Here is an 18,965-nt window from a genome sequence, read left to right as displayed (position 1 = left end):
ATTCGACTATCTAGCGATGAGCCTAGAAAGCGATAGATTGCGCTACCGATCTCTCAGTCGCTCTGGCCGCGCAGATACCGGCCGAAATGCGGGACGGTGAACCCGATGGATCCACGCTCGGCCGAATAGATCAAGCCCTTCTTGATCAGGCCGTCCCGGGCGGGTGACAACGAGGCCGGCTTACGACCGAGTTCGGCGGCGATCGCTGCTGTCGCGACGGGGCCGTCGTCGCCCGCGAGATCCGCCATCGCCCGCATGTACTCGCGTTCGGCGGGGGTCGCGCGCTCGTAGCGGGAACCGAAGAACCCCACGGCGAGTTCCTCTTCCGCGGTCGGTGCCGCCACCCGCACGTCTTCCTCGGTGATCGGACTGGCCGCAGCCACATCCCAGGTGGCCTTCCCGTACGCCTGCACGAAATAGGGATAACCGTCGGCGGCCGCGTACAAGGCATCCAAGGCTTCGTCGGCGAACTTCACATCTTCCCGCTCCGCGGGCGCGATGAGCGCGCGATCCGCCGACGCCCGGTCCAGCCGGTCGATGCGGTGGTAACTGAAGAGCCGCTCCGAGTAACTCTTCGATGCCGACAACACCGCAGGCAGGTGCGGGAGACCGGCACCGACCACGATGAGCGGCGCCGCGTCCTGGCTGAGTTCGTGGCACGCGCCGCAGATCGCGGAGACGTCCGCGGCACCGAGGTCCTGCATCTCGTCGATGAACAGCGCGATCCCGACGCCCACATCTCGCGCCAGCGAGGAGGCGTCGAGCAACAACTCCACCAGATCGATCTCGATGTCTCCCGAATCCGCCCGACCCTTCACGGCCGGGGCGTCGATCCCGGGTTGCCATCTCTCCCGCATGCCCTTGTCCGCCGTCGCCCGCAACGCAAACGACTTCAGAACGCCCAGGAACTCCTCGACCCGATCGGGGTTGCGGTGTGCCCCCGCGATCTCGCGCACTGCCATGTGCAGCGCCGACGACAGCGGTCGGCGCACGTCCTGGTCGGGTCGGGCCTCGATCTTGCCGGTTCCCCAGCTGCGGGAGATGGCCGCCGACCGCAGATGATTGAGCAGCACCGTCTTCCCGACTCCGCGGAGGCCGGTGAGCACCACGCTGCGTTCCGGACGGCCGCGGGCGATCCGCTCGAGCACCACGTCGAACGCGTCGAGCTGTCTGCTTCGGCCCGCGAGCTCCGGTGGACGCTGGCCTGCACCGGGGGCGTAGGGATTACGGACGGGGTCCATGGCCTCGAAGGTAACAACCTCGATAGCCGAATCTGCGGACATCTAGCGCGTGTCCTAGATCCCACTATGAAGTCCACGACGCGCACGAGGGGTGGGTGTTCGTCACCCTTCGGTGCCTATCGACGGGCGCCCGTTCCGCCGAGGCTGGAAGCAGTCACACGGAACGGGAGAACACCATGATCGAGACGGACGTCAGAGCGCAGCTCGAGCGCCTCGCACCCCTCGCCGCCGTCGGGGACGAGGAGGCTGTGGAAGAGATTCTCCGCATCGCCCACCCGGTGGTGCATCGCTACTGCACGTCCCGACTCGAATCGGTGAAACACCCGCACGCCTCGGCCGACGACGTCACCCAAGACGTCTCCCTCGCATTGATGAGCGCACTGCGCACCTACCGCGACGAAGGTAAATCCCTGTTGTCGTTCATCTTCGGTATCGCCGCACACAAGGTGTCCGATGCCCGTCGGCGCGCCAATCGCCTGTCGGTGCCCACCGCACGCTCGGCCACCGCGCATCACACGGTGGATATCGACGAGGGGCCCGAGCACCACGTGCTGCGCACCGAACTTCGGGGGGAGATGGACGAACTGGTGCAGACGCTCCCGGTCCGGCACCAGCAGATCGTGTTCATGCGCATCGTGGTCGGGATGTCCGCCGAACAGACGGCTCGCGTACTCGACACCACGCCCGGGGCCATTCGCGTCGCCCAGCACCGCGCGCTCGCCCACCTGCGGTCCCGGATCCACGCGTCACATTCCCTCTCCAGCTGACCTGACCGCCGAGGTGTGATCGCACCATTGCCATTCGCCGGACCGAGTGGTCCGATGTAACGATGAGCGCAGCCGACACAGTTTTGCTCGCGATCGGAACCAAGAAGGGCCTCTGGCTGGCCACCAGCCGAAACCGCACCACGTGGTCGTTTTCGGGCCCACACTTCTTGATGCACGAAATCCCCAGCATCGGCATCGACACCCGCGCGGGCCGCACCCGCATTCTCGTGGGGGTCCGGTCGGAGCACTGGGGACCGACCGTCGCCCATTCCGACGATCTGGGCGCCACATGGGTCGAACCTGACCACGGGGCGATCCGATTCGGTGACACCGACGACGCCGCGCTCGAGCGGATCTGGCAACTCCAACCGGACAGCGAAGACCGGCCCGGTGTCGTATGGGCGGGCTGTGAACCGATTTCGGTGTGGCGATCCCTGGACAACGGCGAGCACTTCGAACTCGAGCGCGCACTGTGGGACCACCCGCACCGGTCGCAGTGGGGTGCCGGGTTCGGCGGCGCTGCAGCTCATTCCGTGGTTCCGCATCCCCGCGACCCGGACACGGTGCACGTCGCCATGAGCACGGGCGGCGTCTACCGCACCACCGACGGCGGCCGCACCTGGCAGCCGCGCAATGCGGGCATCTCGGCGGGCTTCCTGCCGGATCCGAATCCGGAGTTCGGGCAATGCGTCCACAAGATCGCCCGTGACGCGGTGACCGAGAATCGGCTGTACGCGCAGAACCATCACGGCGTGTACCGATCCGACGACAACGGCGACACGTGGAAGTCGATTGCCGACGGGTTGCCGTCGGACTTCGGTTTCGTCATGCTCACCCACCCGTCTCGCGAGGGCATGGTGTGGGTGGTGCCGATCGAGGCGGACGCCGAACGGATCCCACCGGACGGCCGCCTCGCCGTGTACCGCAGCGAGGATGCCGGCAACACCTGGACCCGGCTCGACCGCGGCTTACCCGAACGCGAGTACAACGTGGTGCTGCGTGACGCCGCGTCCGTCGATACCGCCGACCCCGCGGGAGTGTATTTCGGTACGCGCGGCGGTGCCGTGTATGCGAGCGCCGACGAGGGCGCCACGTTCACCGAGGTGGTCGGACACCTTCCCGACGTCCTCTGTGTGCGCGCGGCGGTGGTGGTGGCCGCGCCGTGACCGGGGCGGTGTCCGTTCGGGTTCCGCGCGCCCTCGCCTCGATCGTGGGCGGTGAACGCACCGTCGACGTGGCTCTCGACTCCGTGGCGACAGTGGCCGCCGTTCTCGACGTTCTCGCCGAGAGGTACCCGGTGCTCGGCAGGCGCATTCGTGACGAGACCGGCGCCCTGCGCAGGTACGTCAACGTCTACGTGGACGGCGAGGACGTTCGCCTACTGGGCGGCGTTAGCACCGAAGTGGCGCCCGGACAGGAAATACAGATTCTGCAGTCGGTCGCCGGCGGCTGACACTCACCGCGCGTGCACGTCGTTCTGGCCCGCCGTCGACATCAGTATCCGAGGTCGAGCGCCACCGCACGGGTGGGGGCGCCGTCCGAGCCCTCGATGGTGATCGGCAACAGGCTGACGAAGGGGTCGGGGAAGTCGATGAGGTCGAGGCGGCACAGGTTCTCGCCGATCACTCCCCCGGCAGCGGCGATCAGGTGGTGCACCGGATATCCGTTGCCGGCCTGTCCGGCGGAGGGCGTCTCGTCGACACTCGGTGCGTCGACGCAGAATGTCCGCACCCCCCGATCGAGCAGTAGTTCGCAGGCATCGGGATCGAGGTATGGGTGCGTGTAATAGGCGTCGCTGCCGTAATAACGCGACCATCCGGTATGAAACAGGGCGATGTCGCCGGGCCGTACGCGTTCGGCAGCGGCCCGGATCGCATCAACGGTAATACGTTCGCGCGCACCGAGATCGCGGACGTCGAACAACACTCCGCGGCCGACGAACAGCTCCGGCGGGAGGGCGTCGACGGTGGCGCCGGTCGCATCCATGTGGGCGGGCGCATCTACATGGGTGCCGGATTGCGATCCGAAGCGGACACCCATGACGTTGTAGCCATCGCGTTCGATCGTGCGGTGCGGCGTCAGCATCGGCACCGGATCACCGGGATACACCGGCATTCCGGGACCGATCGTGTGGGAAAGGTCCACTATTCTCCGCACGTGTGGCATCGTTCGATTGTCCACGGTTCGCGGGCATGTGCACGCTGTGGCGGCGGCACGGCCCTGCGCGCCACGATATGCTCGACGACGAGCAAAGAGGTGGTTGCATGCCCGCGCGGTTGCTGACGCCACAACGTCAGGTCGAGGCAGACGATGGCCGAATTTGATCCGCTCGCGACTCAGCGTGGCGCTGCCCCCACGCTCGCAGCCGAACTCTCCGCTGTCGGGCTCGAGGATGCCGTAGAAATCGGCCGCGGCGGGTTCGGTGTGGTCTACCGCTGCGTGCAACCCCAGCTCGACCGGACCGTCGCCGTGAAGGTGCTCACCGCGGAACTCGACGCGGAGAACCTCGAACGATTCTTGCGGGAACAACGCGCGATGGGCAGATTGAGCGGACACCCGCACATCGTCAACATCATGCAGGTCGGCGCTACGGACAGCGGCAAACCCTTCATCGTGATGCAATTTCATCCCCACGACTCGCTCGACATGCAGATCCGCAGAAGGGGTCCCGTGCCGTGGAGCGAGGCGCTCCGAATCGGCGTCAAACTCGCCGGCGCCCTGGAGACCGCCCACAGGGTGGGGATACTCCACCGCGACGTGAAGCCCGGCAACATCCTCCTCACCGAATACGGCGAGCCGCAGCTCACCGACTTTGGCATCGCACGGATGTCCGGGGCTTTCGAGACGTCGGCCGGCACAGTCACGGGATCACCGGCGTTCACCTCGCCCGAAGTGCTGTCGGGACGGGCACCGACCGCGGCGTCCGACGTGTACAGCCTGGGCGCCACGCTGTTCAGCGCCATCACCGGTCATGCCGCGTTCGAGCGGCACCACGGCGAGGAAGTGATCGCCCAGTTCCTGCGGATCACCACCCAGCCCGTGCCCGATCTGCGCCAGGAAGGCTTTCCCGACGACGTGAGCGACGTGATTCAACGGGCGATGTCCGGTAACCCGGAGGAGCGTCCGGCCTCCGCCGCCGCGTTCGGAGACGAACTCCGCGACATCGAACGCCGTCACGGGCTGACCGTCGACGAGATGGCGATGCCCGTCGACAAAGGCATCGTCGTCGTCCATCCCGCCGATGCCGCACCGTCCGGCACCGGCACCGGTGACACCCCTCGTTCCACCACCGGCAGGCGACGGGACACCTCGACGCCTCCGCCGACGCCGGCTACCCGGTTCCGGCCGCCGGTGCCCACCCGGCGACTGGTGGAGCGTGCACGCCTCATCGACCTGTTGCGGGCCGGCCGTCGCCGGCTACTCACAGTCATCCACGGCCCGACCGGTTTCGGGAAGAGCACCCTGGCTGTGCAGTGGCGTGATGTCCTGACCGCGGACGGTGTGGCCGTCGCATGGCTGACCGTCGACAACGACGACGACAACGTGGTCTGGTTCGTCGCGCACCTCATCGAGGCGATCCGGCACGTGCGGCCGAGTTTGGCCGAGGAACTCGGTCAGGTTCTCGAGGAGCACGACAACGAGGCCGAACGGTACGTACTCACCTCCCTCGTCAATCAGATCCACTCGAGCGGTGAGCGCGTCGCGCTGATCATCGACGACTGGCAACGGGTGTCCGATCCGGCGACGATCGCCGCCCTGGAGTTCCTCCTCGACAACGGGTGTCACCACCTGCAGGTGATCGTCGCGAGCCGAACCCGGGCGGGCCTGCCGATGAGCCGGATGAGAGTCAAGGACGAACTGGTCGAAATCGATTATGCCGAACTCCGTTTCGACAACGGTGAGGCGCGAGAGTTCCTCGTCGACCTCGGTGGCCTGCCCCTCGAGAACGACGACGTCACCGAACTCCGAGATTCCACCGACGGCTGGGTGGCGGCGCTGCAGCTGGCCTCGTTGTCGTTGCGGGGCCGATCCGATCCCGGGGAACTCATCGCCGGGCTGTCGGGACGGCATCACGCGATCGGCGAATTTCTCGCCGAGAACGTCCTCGACACCCTCGAACCGGCGATGCTCGACTTTCTGCTCGCCACGTCGATCACCGACCGCATCTGTGGACGCCTCGCCTGCACCCTCGCAGACACGGCGCGGGGGCAGGCCATGCTCGAGGAGGCGGAGGACCGGGATCTGTTCCTCCGTCACATCGACGACGAGCGGACGTGGTTTCGCTACCACACCCTTTTCGCCGAATTTCTCCGCAGGAGACTCGAACGCGATCAGCCGGAACGCCTTCGGGAACTTCATCGGGCAGCGTCGAATTGGTTCTGCAACCACGGACTGCTCCGGGAGGCTGTCGATCATGCTCTGGCAGCCGGTGACGAACAACGGGCCGTCGAGTTGGTGGAGGCCGACGGGTTGTCGCTCTTCGAGCATTCGCAGACCGCGACGCTGCTCTCCCTGGTCGGCAAGCTCCCGCCGCGGTTGGTGCAGCGCAGCGCCCGACTGCAGATCACCGTTGCCTGGGCAGACATGATGTTGAGCCGCATGGAACCGGCGCGGCGGGCACTCGAACTGGCCGAGCGTGCCCTCGAACACAGCGCACTCGACCCGGGGGACATCGCGGATCTCCGCGCCGAGATCGGTGCGGTTCGCGGGGTCGGTGAACTGCGCGCCGACCGGATCGACGACATCGACGAACTCGTCGTCGAGAGCCTCGCCCAGCCGGAATCATTGCACCCCTGGGTGGTGTCGGCCGCTTCCAACGTCGCCACCTTCGCCGCAGTGTATCGATTCGACTTCGCCGAAGCGCGACGGCTGCAGGAACGCGCCCAACCCTATTACCAGCGGAACAAGGGACCACACAACATGGTTCACGGTGAATGCTACGTCGGCATCTGCGCACAGGAAGAACTCGACGTCGACGAGGCCGAGAAGCGCTTCCGCAAGGCAAGGGGTGGCGCGCGGAAAGCCGGCGGAGTGCACGCGCCCTCGGGCCGGCTCGCGGGTTCCCTTCTCGGTGAGCTCCTCTACGAGCGGGGCGAACTCGACGAGGCGGAGCAGTTACTCGACGACGGGTACCGCCTCGGCGCGGAAAGCGGCGGCGTGGACTTCAAGATCGCCCGGTACGTCACGGGGGCCCATATCAAGGCACTCCGGAACGACCGCGACGAAGCCGCCCGGCGGTTGCACGAAGGCTACGAAATCGCCACTGCGCATCGACTTCCGCGCCTGAAGGCCCGCGTGGAGAACGAACGCCGAAGATTGGGGATCTCCGCCCATCCCGCACTCGGAGCAGCCACACCGATCACCTATGCAGAGCGGCGCCGACCGGTGCACGGGCTGGACTCGATCACGGCGCAAGTCGAAGAAGCCACCGCCATTCGTCTCCTTCTCGCCACTCGTTCCGACGAAAACATCGAGTTGGCGTGCACGTGGGCGCACGAGTGGACCTCCAGGCTGGAGGGCAGCGGACGCCGACGGGCGCTGCTCCTTGCCGATCGACTGCTGGTGGCGTGCCTTGCCGCGGCGGGCCGCGAAGACGAGGCCAAGAAAGTACTCGCTTCCGTGGCGTCCATTTGCGCCGTCCGGGGCCTTCGCCGCATTCTCCCCGACGGTGGACCGCTCGTCGTCGCCCTCTCCGCGGATCTGCGGGCAGATCAACTGGCCGGTGACTGGCAGCCGGAGTGGCCTGCCGTCCCACCCGAATTCCTCGAACAGATCCAGTCGTCGACTGCCCCGTACACCTTGTGAGTGGATCATTCATCGCGGAGCAGCCACTGGCCGGGGCAGTGATGGCCTGCCGATGGATTCGATCGACGAGGCTGCGCAAGTCGTGCCCAACTGCAACACACACTCCGGCGACTTCCAAGGTGCTCTCGCCCGTGACGTTGTTCGGTAAGCGTAACGCGGTCACGCTGTTCTGCTCATAGCACCTCGGCGACTGCCGTAGCGTGGCCCGCGCCAATGCTGACGCGGGCCACCTGCACTATGTGCGTCTCACTACCTCGTCATGTACAACTTCGTCACGTCGGGCTGCATTTGCCCGAGCGGATCACTCTGCATAGGCAAGTCACCGATCCGGCTCTTGTTGTAGCCACCGTTATCCAGGATGAAGATCGTGTTCACGGTGAGCGCAGAATCCTTGAATGCAACCTCCTGGCACTCCACCGCCTTGGCAACGAACTCGTCACTCGCCGGGTCCAGCGCGGCCAGAGCCTCGGCACACGTGTCCAGCGCGGGCACCGGGTACGAGCAAGCGTTGGAGACGGCGTTACTGGTCAACAAGCGGAAGAACGTTCCCGGGATCCCCCGGAGCATGGGCACTCCCGCCACCTCTCCGTTCGCTCCCTTTGCTTGATACCACTGCTCATTGAGGTCAGTTGCGGCGGTGAGCTGAAGGTCAACGCCGATCTCCTTCCATTGGGCCTGCAGAATCTCGAAGTGCTTGGACTCGTTCGGCATAACGACGGCCTTGAGATTCAGGCCGTTGGCATAGCCGGCGTCCGACAGAAGGTCCTTGGCTTTCTGAACGTCGTAGGGGTAGGCGTTTGCGAGTTCCTCCGCGAACAACCGGTGACCACTCGGCACGAGACCCACAGCCGCCTCGCTCTTTCCGCCCGTGTACAGCTCGTTGACCCTGTCACGGTCCGTACCGTAGTTGAGGGCCTGACGCACCCTGAGGTCGCCGAGCGGCTCGCCCTCTCGCATGCAGAACAATGCAGAGTCCGTACCCGGGAGGCGGTTGGAATAGCCCTGTAAGGCTCCACCCAACGCGGACGCATCAGATTCCGAGACCAGGTTGAGACCGGCGACGAAATCGATGGTACCGCCGCGCAGCCCGTTCATCCCGGCTGCCCCGTCGCCGATGTGCCGATATTCGATGCCCGCCAACTTAACGTTGTCCGCATTCCAGTACAAGTCGTTCTTGACCATTCGCACTCTGGCACCCGGCTCGAACGATTCCAGCTTGAATGGACCCGCAGTGATGATGTCCCCGTTGTGATTGCCTGGCGCGCTGATGGTTTTCGGCGACACTGGGGCGGTCTCGGCGTCCGCCAACAGTGGGTAGAACAATGCCATTCTCGGCTCGGTCAGCTGAATGGTGAACTTGGTAGGCGAGTCTATTGTCATCGAGTTGACAAGTTTGAGTTCCGACAAGCGCAACCCCGGGGGCTGAGCCTCGATGGTGCGCTTGATGCTGTTTATGGCGGCCTGCGCGTCCAGCGTCTCACCGTTACTGAATTTCAGGTCGGGGCGCATGGTCACGCTGACCGTCGTAGGGTTGGCGACAGTAACTTCCTCTGCAAGATCCATGACGTACTCGCCGTTTTCGTCAATCTTCAGCCACGAGTTCGTCACCGGATAAACGTATCCGTACCAACCGGGCCCGATGGTGGCTGGATCGAAGCTGATGCCTCCCTGAAATGTCAGGTCGACACCCCGGACGAACACTCCGTCGGGATCGTACTCCCCGCTGGAGCTTGCGTTGCCGCCGGATCCGCACGCGGACAACAACATGGCGAAACTTAAGAGCAGCCCGATCCCTAGGGCGGTGATATGACGTCTCATCCTTGCTGGCCTCCTGGTAAGAGAAAAATTCATAGCGGCGAAAGCTGGGGTCCGAAGCCGTGATATGTCACATTGATTTATCGGCCCGGAGCCCTGGTTGGGAACTGCGATGCTGGCAACAGGTAACGGTGGGTTCAATCTGCGGCGCCGGAGTGGCGGATTTCCGATGACCAGGCCGCTCGAGTGTTTGATCAATATTCTTGGATGTCAGCTGATTTCGCATTCCTGGGGCGGTGGTCATGTGAGTGATGACTCGGCACGTGACCCTCTGACCTGCGAGTGAACACCCGTATTCCTATGCCCGCCCGGAGCTGGATTCCGACTGCGGCATGGGGAGGTCGGTGACAGATCGCCCAGCGAGTTGAGGGCCATGTGTGTGCAGATGGCAGCGTGCCATCACACCGACGGGCCCGACATACTCCTCCGGCTCGACTGTCCGACAAATTTCCATGACATGAGCACAACGGGTATGGAATCGGCAGCCCTGAGGCGGGTTCGCAGGCGAGGGAATCTCGCCTTTCAGCTCGATCCGCTCCCGAGCCCGCTGCACCACGGGATCGGCTACCGGGATCGCGGAGAGCAGTGCCTGCGTGTATGGATGACGAGGACGGGTGTAAACCTCCTCTGCGGCCCCGTATTCCACCACTTGTCCCAGGTACATGACTGCGATCTCGTGACTGACGTGTCGCACAACGGCCAGGTCGTGTGCGATGAAGAGATACGCGACATGTCGGTCGCGTTGAAGATCGGTGAGTAGATTGATGACGTCCGCCTGCGTGGAAACGTCGAGTGCGCTGACCGGCTCGTCGAGCACCAGCAGCTTGGGCCCACAGGCCAAAGCACGCGCGATCGCCACCCTCTGCAACTGTCCACCCGAGAGCTCCTGTGGATAGCGCTGCCCATGAGACGGTTGCAGGCCGACGGTGGCCAGTAGTTCAGCGACTCGATCTTGATGAGCGGACCGGGGGAGTAATTGGTGGGTCCGCAACGGCTCTGCGACGCTGGACCCCACGGTGGCCATGGGATCAAAGGACGAGTAGGGATCCTGGAAGACAACTTGCATCTGACGCCGCAATGCACGTAGCGCCGCACCGCGTAGGGAAGTGATCTCCTTCCCGTCAAACATGACGTGGCCATTCGTGGGCGCATCCAGCCGCAGGGCCAACCGACCAAGGGTGGATTTTCCCGAACCGGACTCTCCTACCAGCCCCAGCGTTCGCCCTGGCCTGAGCGACAAGCTGACGCCGGCAACGGCCGTCACGTGCCGGGTACCTCGCCCCATAAGGTTCTTGTCGACGGTGAAGGTTTTTCGCACATCGTGAAGTTCGAGGACGTTGTCATTCATGAGGAGACGACCTCCAGCAGCTCGTCGGAGCGGATACAGCGGACTTGGTGCGCAGGTTCCGGTTGCGTCAACTGCATGGGTCGGTCGCACTCGACACGGCTGTGCGGACAGCGCGGCGCGAATCGGCACCCCTCCGGGAACGCGGAGGGCAGCGGCACCGTTCCGGGGATCGCGGTGAGCCTTTCCCCACGCCCGGCCAGCTGGGGCATCGCCTTCATCAGTGCTTGGGTGTACACGTGCCTGGGCTGCCGAAAGAGCTCGTCAACCGGTGCCTGCTCCACGACTTGACCGGCGTACATCACCACCACCCGATCACAGATGTCCGCCACGACCCCGAGGTCATGGGTCACGAGGATCATCGACATGCCAAGCTCTCGTTGCAGCGAGCGCAACAGATCGAGCACTTCTGCCTGGATGGTCACGTCCAGGGCTGTGGTTGGTTCGTCTGCGATCAACAATCGCGGTTCGCACGCTAGAGCTTGGGCGATCATCACTCGCTGCCGCATGCCGCCAGAGAGCTGGTGAGGGTACTGGTCAAGGCGCACATGCGGATCGGAGATGCCGACCATGTCGAGCAATTCAACTGAGCGGGTCTTGGCCGCACTCGCGGTCAGGTCGGTGTGGAGTCGCACGGTTTCAGTCAGTTGATTGCCGATGGTGAATGCGGGGTTGAGGCTCGACATCGGGTCCTGGAAAATCATCGAGATGTCCTTGCCGCGGACCGCCCGTAATTCCTTGGCCGACATCGAAGTGAGGTCGCGGCCGTCGAAAATCACCGATCCGCGCTCGATCCATCCCGGCGGCGTGGGAACCAGCCGCATGATGCCGAGCGATGTCATGGACTTGCCGCATCCACTCTCGCCGACCAGCCCCACGATCTCGCCCGGCTCGATATCGAAGCTCACGCCGTCAACCACGGTGACCGCTCCCGATTCCGTAGCGAAGCGGATCTCGAGATCACGGACGGAGAGCACCGCACTCGACGACGGCTGCTTGGTGGCTATCCGGTTCTCCTTGACGGACGTGACCCCCAGCCCCGCCTTCCGTCGGATGGCGCGAGGCGCCTTCACTGGTTGGTGGCCCAGGGAGTCGCGCAGCCCATCTCCGATGACGTTCCAGGCGAGGACTGTCAGGGCGATCGCAATTCCGGGCGCCAGCATCTGCCACGGGTGGGCGAAGATCGCATCGTATGCGCGTCGCAGCATCTGACCCCAGCTGGGATCGGGTGGCTGCACACCCAGCCCGACGAAGCTCAGCGATGCTTCGGCCAGTAGCGCGGCGCCGAGGAGCACGGTGACCTGGACGATCAAGGGTGACGCCAGGTTCGGCAGAATTCTGCGCATCAGGATGGTGTGGGTGCGGGTTCCGATCGCACGTGAGGCTTCGACGAACGTCTCCTCCTTGACCGCAAGCGTCTGGGCACGAATTAGGCGGGTGAGTCCGGGGACGAAGATGACCGCGATGGCGATTGTCGTGCTTCCCAGACTCGCGCCGAGCATTGCGGCGATGGCGATCGCGAAGACCAGCGGAGGGAAGCTGGAGAGCGCGTCCATCGCGCGCATGACGCTGTAGTCGAATTTCTTGCCCACGTATCCAGCCGTCAAACCCAGAGCGAGCGCGATGATTAGAGCCAGACCCACGATCGTGAACGCTGCCTGCAGGGCAACCTGCGATGCGTACACCAGTCGGCTGAAGACATCGCGCCCGAGTTCGTCGGTGCCCAAGAGATGGTCCGATGACGGACCCAGGAATGGAACGGAGTCTTGGGTCGCTGGATCGTGGGGGGCGATGAGGGGGGCGAATATGGAACAGGCAACGATCACGATCAGCCAGGCAAGGCCAAGCATCGCCGCGTTGTTCTTCCTGAATCGTCGCATGGCCTTCGCGAGTGGCCCCGACGAACCGCGGCTGCCACGTTCGGCCGGCGGTGCTGCAATGGCGTCCGTAACGTCGACGACTTCACGTGTCTGACCCATCAAGAGGCACGCACCTTCGGGTTGAGGAAACTGTAGGCGATATCGACCAGGAGCATGAGCAGCACCTGGATGAGGGCAAAGAAGACCACGATGCCCTGAATCATTGGCAAGTCGGAGTCGAGGACGGCCTGCAGCAGTCGGGTGCCGAGACCGGGAATACTGAAAATCTGCTCGACCAACACGGAGCCTCCGATAAGCGATCCCAAGGTCAGCCCCAGCACCGTAACTGTCGGCATCGCCGCGTTTTTCAAAGCATGCTTGCCGACGACGCGGGCGACTCCCCCACCCTTGCCCCAGGCAGTGCGGACGTAGTGCGATCCCATGACGTCAACCAGCGATGCCCGCAATTGCCGCATGATGATCGCCGCAGGGAGCAGCCCGAGCGCGATGGCCGGCAGCACCAGTGACCGGGCCCAGCCGACGGGGTCTTCACTGAACATCGGGAGACCCCCCGGTGGGAACCAGCCGAGCTGCAAGGACAACCCCGAGATGAGAAGCATTCCTAGCCAGAAATTGGGCACCGCCATACCGATGCTGGAGCCGACCGTTGCGAACCGGTCGCGTGCACTGCCTGGCCGCTTGCCTGCCACAAATCCGGCCACACCGCCGACAACCACACCAAAAGCGATCGCGGCGAGCGCAAGCGTCAGCGTCACCGGGAACCGATCCTGGATCGTTCCGGTCACGGGACGCCGGTCGACCAGCGAGTCACCGAAGTCCAGGACAATCGCGTGACGCAGCCAGTCCCAGTATTGAACCGGCAAGGGTTGGTCCAAACCCAACTCAGCACGAACTTGGGCGATGCGCTCCGGCGTAGCGTTCTCGCCGCCGGCCAACACAGCGGCCGCGTCACCGGGAATAAGCGTCGACAGCATGAAGACGACGAACGACACCAACAACATCACGGGGATTACGGCCCCGAGCCTCCTCAGTATCAGCGCGGCCATTGCGGTCTCCGCTCGGCCGTTTCGCCATGGAGAAAATGGTTGAGCATGCTGGACTCCAGCCTGGAAGTGTAGAAGCGTAATGGGTTCCGAGGCAGGCATCGGTAGCTTTCCCGAACACGGCCTCGTTAGAGCGTAGTGTGCACTACATCACCTTACGCTGTAAAGTGTGAGTTATTCCTCACCGCATTCCCGGGAAGTGGAGGTGCCCGATGAACGGGGGATCCGCTGGCGACGATTAGTCGATGCACTCTTCGAAACTCGAAACTATGCGGGCTCTTGTGGCTTGAAAGTGCATCGATTCCGCGGGTGACGTTGCCGCAGTGCTGCAATGAACGAATCCGGGTGTGAAGTAGGTCGCGGAATCCGCTGGGCGCATACCCGTGGTGCGGCGGGCAACACCTATGTCTTCGTGATCGTGGACCTGGACACCGACGTTCAACGGCTCGGGGGACTACGCTCGACGTCAGACGAGCGAGCTACTCCAGCCGAATATCTCTCCTGCGGTGGCTAATCCGCGGACATCAGGGTTGGCCGTACACCCAATTCGTCGATCTGCACGCTCAGGCGCGCATGCGCGCCCGCCCGGTGATGATCACCGTATACGCGGCGTCCCACCTGATCACGGCAGCAGAAGAACTCCGCAACGCCAACCGCATCCGCAAACAGGTGCCAGACGCGGTCTCAGGTCGTGCCCTGATGGACGCGGGCAAGCGACCAGCACGATCACTCACGGCCCGCGATCGTGTCGCTTGCCAGGGTGATGGGACCACCTCGTTGCCACGAACATGGGACCACCCGAATGTGTCATCGAGCATCGACCTGGCCTTCTGCTGTCAATCGGGACACGGCCGGATCGGGTGCGTAGACGGTAGGACGGTCCCTCGACGACGAGGTGGTCGGTGCACGGCCCCAACTCTGGCACAGCACCGACCACCTGGTCGAGACCCTCACTCGACATTTACTGCCGCAGCGAGGTTTCGAAGAAATCCCGAGGTTGTTCAGACCTTCGCGTGGGTCTTCAGGGCGGCGAGGATGTCCTGCACACGCTCTTTGGCGTCACCGAACAGCATCTGGGTGTTGTCCCGGAAGAATAGGGGGTTCTGCACGCCCGCGTATCCGGTGGCCATGGATCGCTTGAACACCACGACGTCGGCGGACTCCCAGACCCGCAGCACCGGCATTCCAGCAATGGGGCTGGCAGGGTCTTCGGCGGCGGCCGGATTCACCGTGTCGTTGGCCCCAATGACAAGGACGACGTCCGTGTCGGCGAGATCGTCATTGACTTCGTCCATCTCCAAGACGATGTCGTAGGGCACTTGCGCCTCGGCGAGCAGCACGTTCATGTGTCCGGGCAGCCGCCCCGCCACCGGGTGTACTCCGAACCGGACCTCGACGCCCTGCTCACGCAGGCGACGAGTCAGCTCCGCGACCGGGTACTGAGCCTGCGCGACGGCCATGCCGTAGCCGGGAGTGATGACAACCGATTTGGCGCCCGCCAGCAACTCGGCGACCCCGTCGGCGTTGATCTCCCGGTGCTCACCGGTGACACTCGCCCCGCCGGAGGAGGTGGGTGCTCCGAAGCCGCCGGCGATGACCGAGAGGAACGACCGGTTCATCGCCTTGCACATCACGTAGGACAGGTACGCGCCCGAGGACCCGACGAGTGCGCCGGTGATGATCAGCAGGTCGTTGGCCAACAGGAAACCGGATGCCGCTGCGGCCCAGCCGGAGTAGCTGTTGAGCATCGACACGACCACGGGCATGTCGCCGCCGCCGATCGATGCGACCAGGTGGATTCCCAGGAGCATCGCCAGGATCGTCACCGCGGCGAGCAGCCACAGGGTAGGGCCATTCACGAAGATCACCGTGAGCACGACGAACCCGGCCAGCGCACCGAGGTTGAGCAGATTCTTCCCCGGCAGCTGCAGCGGCATCGACGGGATCCGTGCCGACAACTTCAGGTAGGCGACGATCGAGCCGGTAAATGTCACGGCGCCGATGAACACCCCGATCACCACTTCGGCGTGGTGGATCCCCAGCAGGGACCCGACCAGCTCCGTGTGACCGCTCTCGACTTCGAGGAAGCCGTTCCAGCCCACTAACACCGCGGCAAGGCCGACGAAGCTGTGCATCAGCGCGATCAGCTCCGGCATGCCGGTCATCTCGACGACCCGGGCCCGCCAGAGCCCGATTCCGCTGCCGACCACCAATGCGATCAGGAGCAGGGCGATCCCGAGACCGGACGCCGAGTCGAGTGCGGTGAGCACGCTGGCGACCAGCGCGATCGTCATGCCGACCACACCAAACACCACACCCGAGCGGGAGGTCTCGTGCTTGGACAGTCCCGCGAGACTGACCACGAATAGCAGGGCGGCGATCAGATAGGCCGCCGCAGTCCACGTCGAAACGCTCATACCTATTCTCAGCTCCTCGAGAACATCGACAGCATGCGGCGGGTCACCGCGAAGCCACCGACGATGTTGATGGCGGCCAGCAACACCGCAAACGCGGCCAGCCCGGTGACCAGTTCCCCGCCGGCATTCGCGCCGCCGGTGCCGATCTGCAGGATCGCAGCGACCACGATGATTCCGGAGATGGCGTTGGTGACCGACATCAGAGGGGTGTGCAGGGCGTGATGGACGTTGCCTATCACATAGAAGCCGATCACCACTGTCAGCACGAACACCGTCAGGTGCCCGGCCAGTTCGGGGGGCGCAAATGCGGTGGTCAGGAACAAGACCAGCGCCCCTAAAATCCCCACCGACGCCCGCGCCCACGGTGACGGGGCCTTCTTCAGCTCGGCTTGGGTGTCGACGGCGTGCGGCGCCGCGGCCGGGGCGGCGCTCACCGATACCGGCGGCGGCGGCCAGAGGGTCTCACCCTGGTGGGTGACGGTCAGTCCGCGCTGCACCACGTCCTCGAAGTCGAGCACGATGTGCCCGTCCTTGCCCGGGGTGAGCAGCTTCAGGAGGTTGACCACGTTCGTGCCGTACAACTGCGAGGCCTGCGTGGGAAGTCGGCCGGGTAAGTCGGTGTAGCCGATGATCGTGACCCCGTTGTCGGTCACGACGATTTCACCGGCGACCGTGCCCGCCACGTTGCCGCCCTGCGCGGCCGCCATGTCGACGATCACGCTGCCGGGTCTCATGGACGCGACTTGCTGGGCGTCGAGTAGCCTCGGGGCCGGACGGCCCGGGATCAGGGCGGTTGTGACCACGATGTCGACGTCTGCGGCCTGCTCAGAGTAGATTTCCGATGCGCGTCTGTCGTATTCGTGCGACGTCGCCTTCGCGTAGCCGTCGGCGCTCTTCTCCTGAGCGACCTCGACAGCCAGATATTCGCCGCCCAGCGACTTGACCTGGTCGGCGACCTCGGGCCGCGGGTCGGTGGCTCGCACCACAGCGCCGAGGCTGTTCGCGGTCGCGATCGCGGCCAGCCCGGCCACGCCGGCACCGGCAACGAGCACCTTCGCGGGCGGGACCTTGCCCGCCGCGGTGACCTGACCGGTGAAGAATCGGCCGAAGGCGTGTGCTGCCTCGACCACGGCGCGGTAGCCGGCGATGTTCGCCATCGAGCTGAGCACGTCCATCGACTGCGCCCGCGAGATGCGCGGTACCGCGTCCATCGCCAGTGCGGTGACTCCCCGCTCGGCCAGCGCAGCCAGGCGTTCAGGATCGAGCGCCGGGGCGAGCATCGCGATCAGGACACTGCCGGCACGCAGTGCGGTGATCTCGTCGGGCTGCGGGGCGTTGATCATCACCACGACGTCCGCGTCCCACACAGGACTTGCCGAGATCTCGGCACCAGCGTCGAGGTAGGCGGTGTCGTCGAATCCAGCTCGCTCCCCCGCCCCGGACTCCACGGTCACCGTATAACCGAGGCTTACGATCTTGCGCACCGCCTCCGGAGTGAGAGCGACCCGCGTCTCGGCCTTGACGGTTTCCGCGACCAGCCCGATTCGCATCGGTGATGGGGCGGGAGTTGGCGCCGGGAAGGTGGGCGCTGGTGGACTTTCACTCATTCGTACTCCTTGATCAGCGGCGTGCAGGCGCCACTCGAGCGCGTGCAGTTTGATCTGGGCACTAACCGTTGGTCTGCAGCCCATGCTGGGGAACTCTGCTTCTTGCTTGCATGAAGGGTGATTCAGGTCGCGTACACCGTTGGTGATTTCCCTGGAGGACCCCGCAGGATCGTCAGGCAGGCGAAGTCACCAGCTTTCCGGCGGCACGGCATCGCTGCGGTCCTCAGGCCAGGGCTCGCGCAGATACGAATCACGGTCGATAAACGCCCGACCGGACGGAGGCGTAGGTGTAGCCTCCGTCCGGGATGTTCGCAATTCGCCGTACCGAATATTGTCGGGCACCGCCGAGCGCATTTTGTTCTTCGGAAGCGCTGTCTCGTCGTCGACCAAGACGCCCTTACAACAGTCCGCGCTCACCAACCGCCACGATTCATCGCAAAGCCGGTTCGCAGACCGCGCACGGGACACAGCCCGCCCGACCACTCCGTCGAAGGCGCCGGCTATCGACCAGTCTCCCGCGTGTACACGACGAAACGTTTGACCAAACCGTCGCCGTCGAGCGTCGCGTGGTCGATGGCACTTAAAAAGTACTCGGTCTCGTCGTTGATCTGCGCATCCAACTCGTAGACGCACATGTCGCCCTGCTCGACGAAGCTGGCGAGTCGGAGTCTGGACTTGATGGAGGGCAGGAAATTTTCGTAAAACGAGCTAATTTGTTCCCGTCCTCGCAGCTCGCGCCCCTTCGGAGCGAGAAAGACTGCATCTTCTGCGAACAAGGATGCAAGCCGGTTGTATTGGCCGGCATTGGTGAACTCCACGTATCGTTCGGCGAACGCGCGGGTAGGAGTCGTCATGTTCAGTAAATCCTTCCAGTGTGATTCTATATCGGTTGGTTCATCCTTGATTGGGCCATCTTCCAAGCCTCGGGCTCCATTCCTCGCGCCGGTGCGTAAGTATCCGCCGGCGAGGCCGGGATATGACCAGCAACCTCAAGATGGTGACCGTCACCGATTCGGTCAGCAAAAGTTGCGTCCAGAAAATATGG

General features: G+C 64.4%; 13 protein-coding genes. 4 read left to right on the top strand and 9 right to left on the bottom strand.

The window, feature by feature from the left end; all coding sequences use genetic code 11:
• Window positions 1-53 precede the first annotated feature (53 nt).
• The gene (locus GFS60_RS18940) at window positions 54-1,241 is read right to left on the bottom strand and encodes an ATP-binding protein (protein WP_159927345.1); all 1,188 of its coding nucleotides are present in this window, start codon (window positions 1,239-1,241) and stop codon (window positions 54-56) included.
• Window positions 1,242-1,417: 176 nt separating this feature from the next.
• On the opposite strand from GFS60_RS18940, the gene shbA reads away from it, so the two are divergent.
• The 3 genes from shbA to GFS60_RS18925 all read left to right on the top strand — a co-directional run bounded on the left by shbA (window position 1,418) and on the right by GFS60_RS18925 (window position 3,461).
• Window positions 1,418-2,008, top strand: coding sequence for an RNA polymerase sigma factor ShbA (gene shbA / locus GFS60_RS18935; RefSeq protein ID WP_159923591.1), 591 nt, complete (start codon window positions 1,418-1,420; stop codon window positions 2,006-2,008).
• A 62-nt stretch (window positions 2,009-2,070) separates the two neighbouring features.
• On the top strand, window positions 2,071-3,174 hold the full coding sequence (locus GFS60_RS18930) for a WD40/YVTN/BNR-like repeat-containing protein (protein WP_159923589.1): 1,104 nt from the start codon (window positions 2,071-2,073) through the stop codon (window positions 3,172-3,174).
• Entirely contained in the window at window positions 3,171-3,461 is a 291-nt protein-coding gene (locus tag GFS60_RS18925) for a ubiquitin-like small modifier protein 1 (protein WP_159923587.1), read from the top strand. Before GFS60_RS18930 ends, GFS60_RS18925 begins: the two co-directional genes overlap by 4 nt.
• A gap of 41 nt (window positions 3,462-3,502) precedes the next feature.
• Here GFS60_RS18925 and GFS60_RS18920 read toward each other — a convergent pair whose 3' ends face one another.
• On the bottom strand, window positions 3,503-4,174 hold the full coding sequence (locus tag GFS60_RS18920; protein WP_159923585.1) for a cyclase family protein: 672 nt from the start codon (window positions 4,172-4,174) through the stop codon (window positions 3,503-3,505).
• Between the two features lie 144 nt (window positions 4,175-4,318).
• Between GFS60_RS18920 and GFS60_RS18915 the strand changes: the two genes are divergently transcribed.
• Window positions 4,319-7,813, top strand: coding sequence for a serine/threonine-protein kinase (locus GFS60_RS18915; RefSeq protein ID WP_159923583.1), 3,495 nt, complete (start codon window positions 4,319-4,321; stop codon window positions 7,811-7,813).
• A 249-nt stretch (window positions 7,814-8,062) separates the two neighbouring features.
• On the opposite strand, the gene GFS60_RS18910 is transcribed toward GFS60_RS18915, so the two are convergent.
• The 7 genes from GFS60_RS18910 to GFS60_RS18880 all read right to left on the bottom strand — a co-directional run bounded on the left by GFS60_RS18910 (window position 8,063) and on the right by GFS60_RS18880 (window position 18,774).
• Complete coding sequence (locus GFS60_RS18910) at window positions 8,063-9,631, bottom strand: ABC transporter substrate-binding protein (protein WP_159923581.1); 1,569 nt, start codon at window positions 9,629-9,631, stop codon at window positions 8,063-8,065.
• A gap of 295 nt (window positions 9,632-9,926) precedes the next feature.
• On the bottom strand, window positions 9,927-10,976 hold the full coding sequence (locus GFS60_RS18905) for an ABC transporter ATP-binding protein (protein ID WP_159923579.1): 1,050 nt from the start codon (window positions 10,974-10,976) through the stop codon (window positions 9,927-9,929).
• The gene (locus GFS60_RS18900) at window positions 10,973-12,952 is read right to left on the bottom strand and encodes a dipeptide/oligopeptide/nickel ABC transporter permease/ATP-binding protein (protein ID WP_159923577.1); all 1,980 of its coding nucleotides are present in this window, start codon (window positions 12,950-12,952) and stop codon (window positions 10,973-10,975) included. The genes GFS60_RS18905 and GFS60_RS18900 overlap by 4 nt, the downstream gene beginning before the upstream one ends.
• Window positions 12,952-13,899, bottom strand: coding sequence for an ABC transporter permease (locus tag GFS60_RS18895; protein ID WP_159923575.1), 948 nt, complete (start codon window positions 13,897-13,899; stop codon window positions 12,952-12,954). The genes GFS60_RS18900 and GFS60_RS18895 overlap by 1 nt, the downstream gene beginning before the upstream one ends.
• 998 nt (window positions 13,900-14,897) lie before the next feature.
• The gene (gene pntB / locus GFS60_RS18890; RefSeq protein WP_159923573.1) at window positions 14,898-16,313 is read right to left on the bottom strand and encodes a Re/Si-specific NAD(P)(+) transhydrogenase subunit beta; all 1,416 of its coding nucleotides are present in this window, start codon (window positions 16,311-16,313) and stop codon (window positions 14,898-14,900) included.
• Window positions 16,314-16,321: 8 nt separating this feature from the next.
• On the bottom strand, window positions 16,322-17,863 hold the full coding sequence (locus tag GFS60_RS18885; RefSeq protein ID WP_159927343.1) for a Re/Si-specific NAD(P)(+) transhydrogenase subunit alpha: 1,542 nt from the start codon (window positions 17,861-17,863) through the stop codon (window positions 16,322-16,324).
• A 557-nt stretch (window positions 17,864-18,420) separates the two neighbouring features.
• Complete coding sequence (locus tag GFS60_RS18880; RefSeq protein ID WP_159923571.1) at window positions 18,421-18,774, bottom strand: YybH family protein; 354 nt, start codon at window positions 18,772-18,774, stop codon at window positions 18,421-18,423.
• Window positions 18,775-18,965: the final 191 nt, after the last annotated feature.

Origin of the sequence: Rhodococcus sp. WAY2 (assembly GCF_009859915.1) — a bacterium.
Lineage (GTDB): Bacteria > Actinomycetota > Actinomycetes > Mycobacteriales > Mycobacteriaceae > Rhodococcus_F > Rhodococcus_F oxybenzonivorans.
The sequence above is the reverse complement of the archived record's forward strand: the minus strand, read 5'-3'. Positions and strand labels throughout refer to the sequence as shown.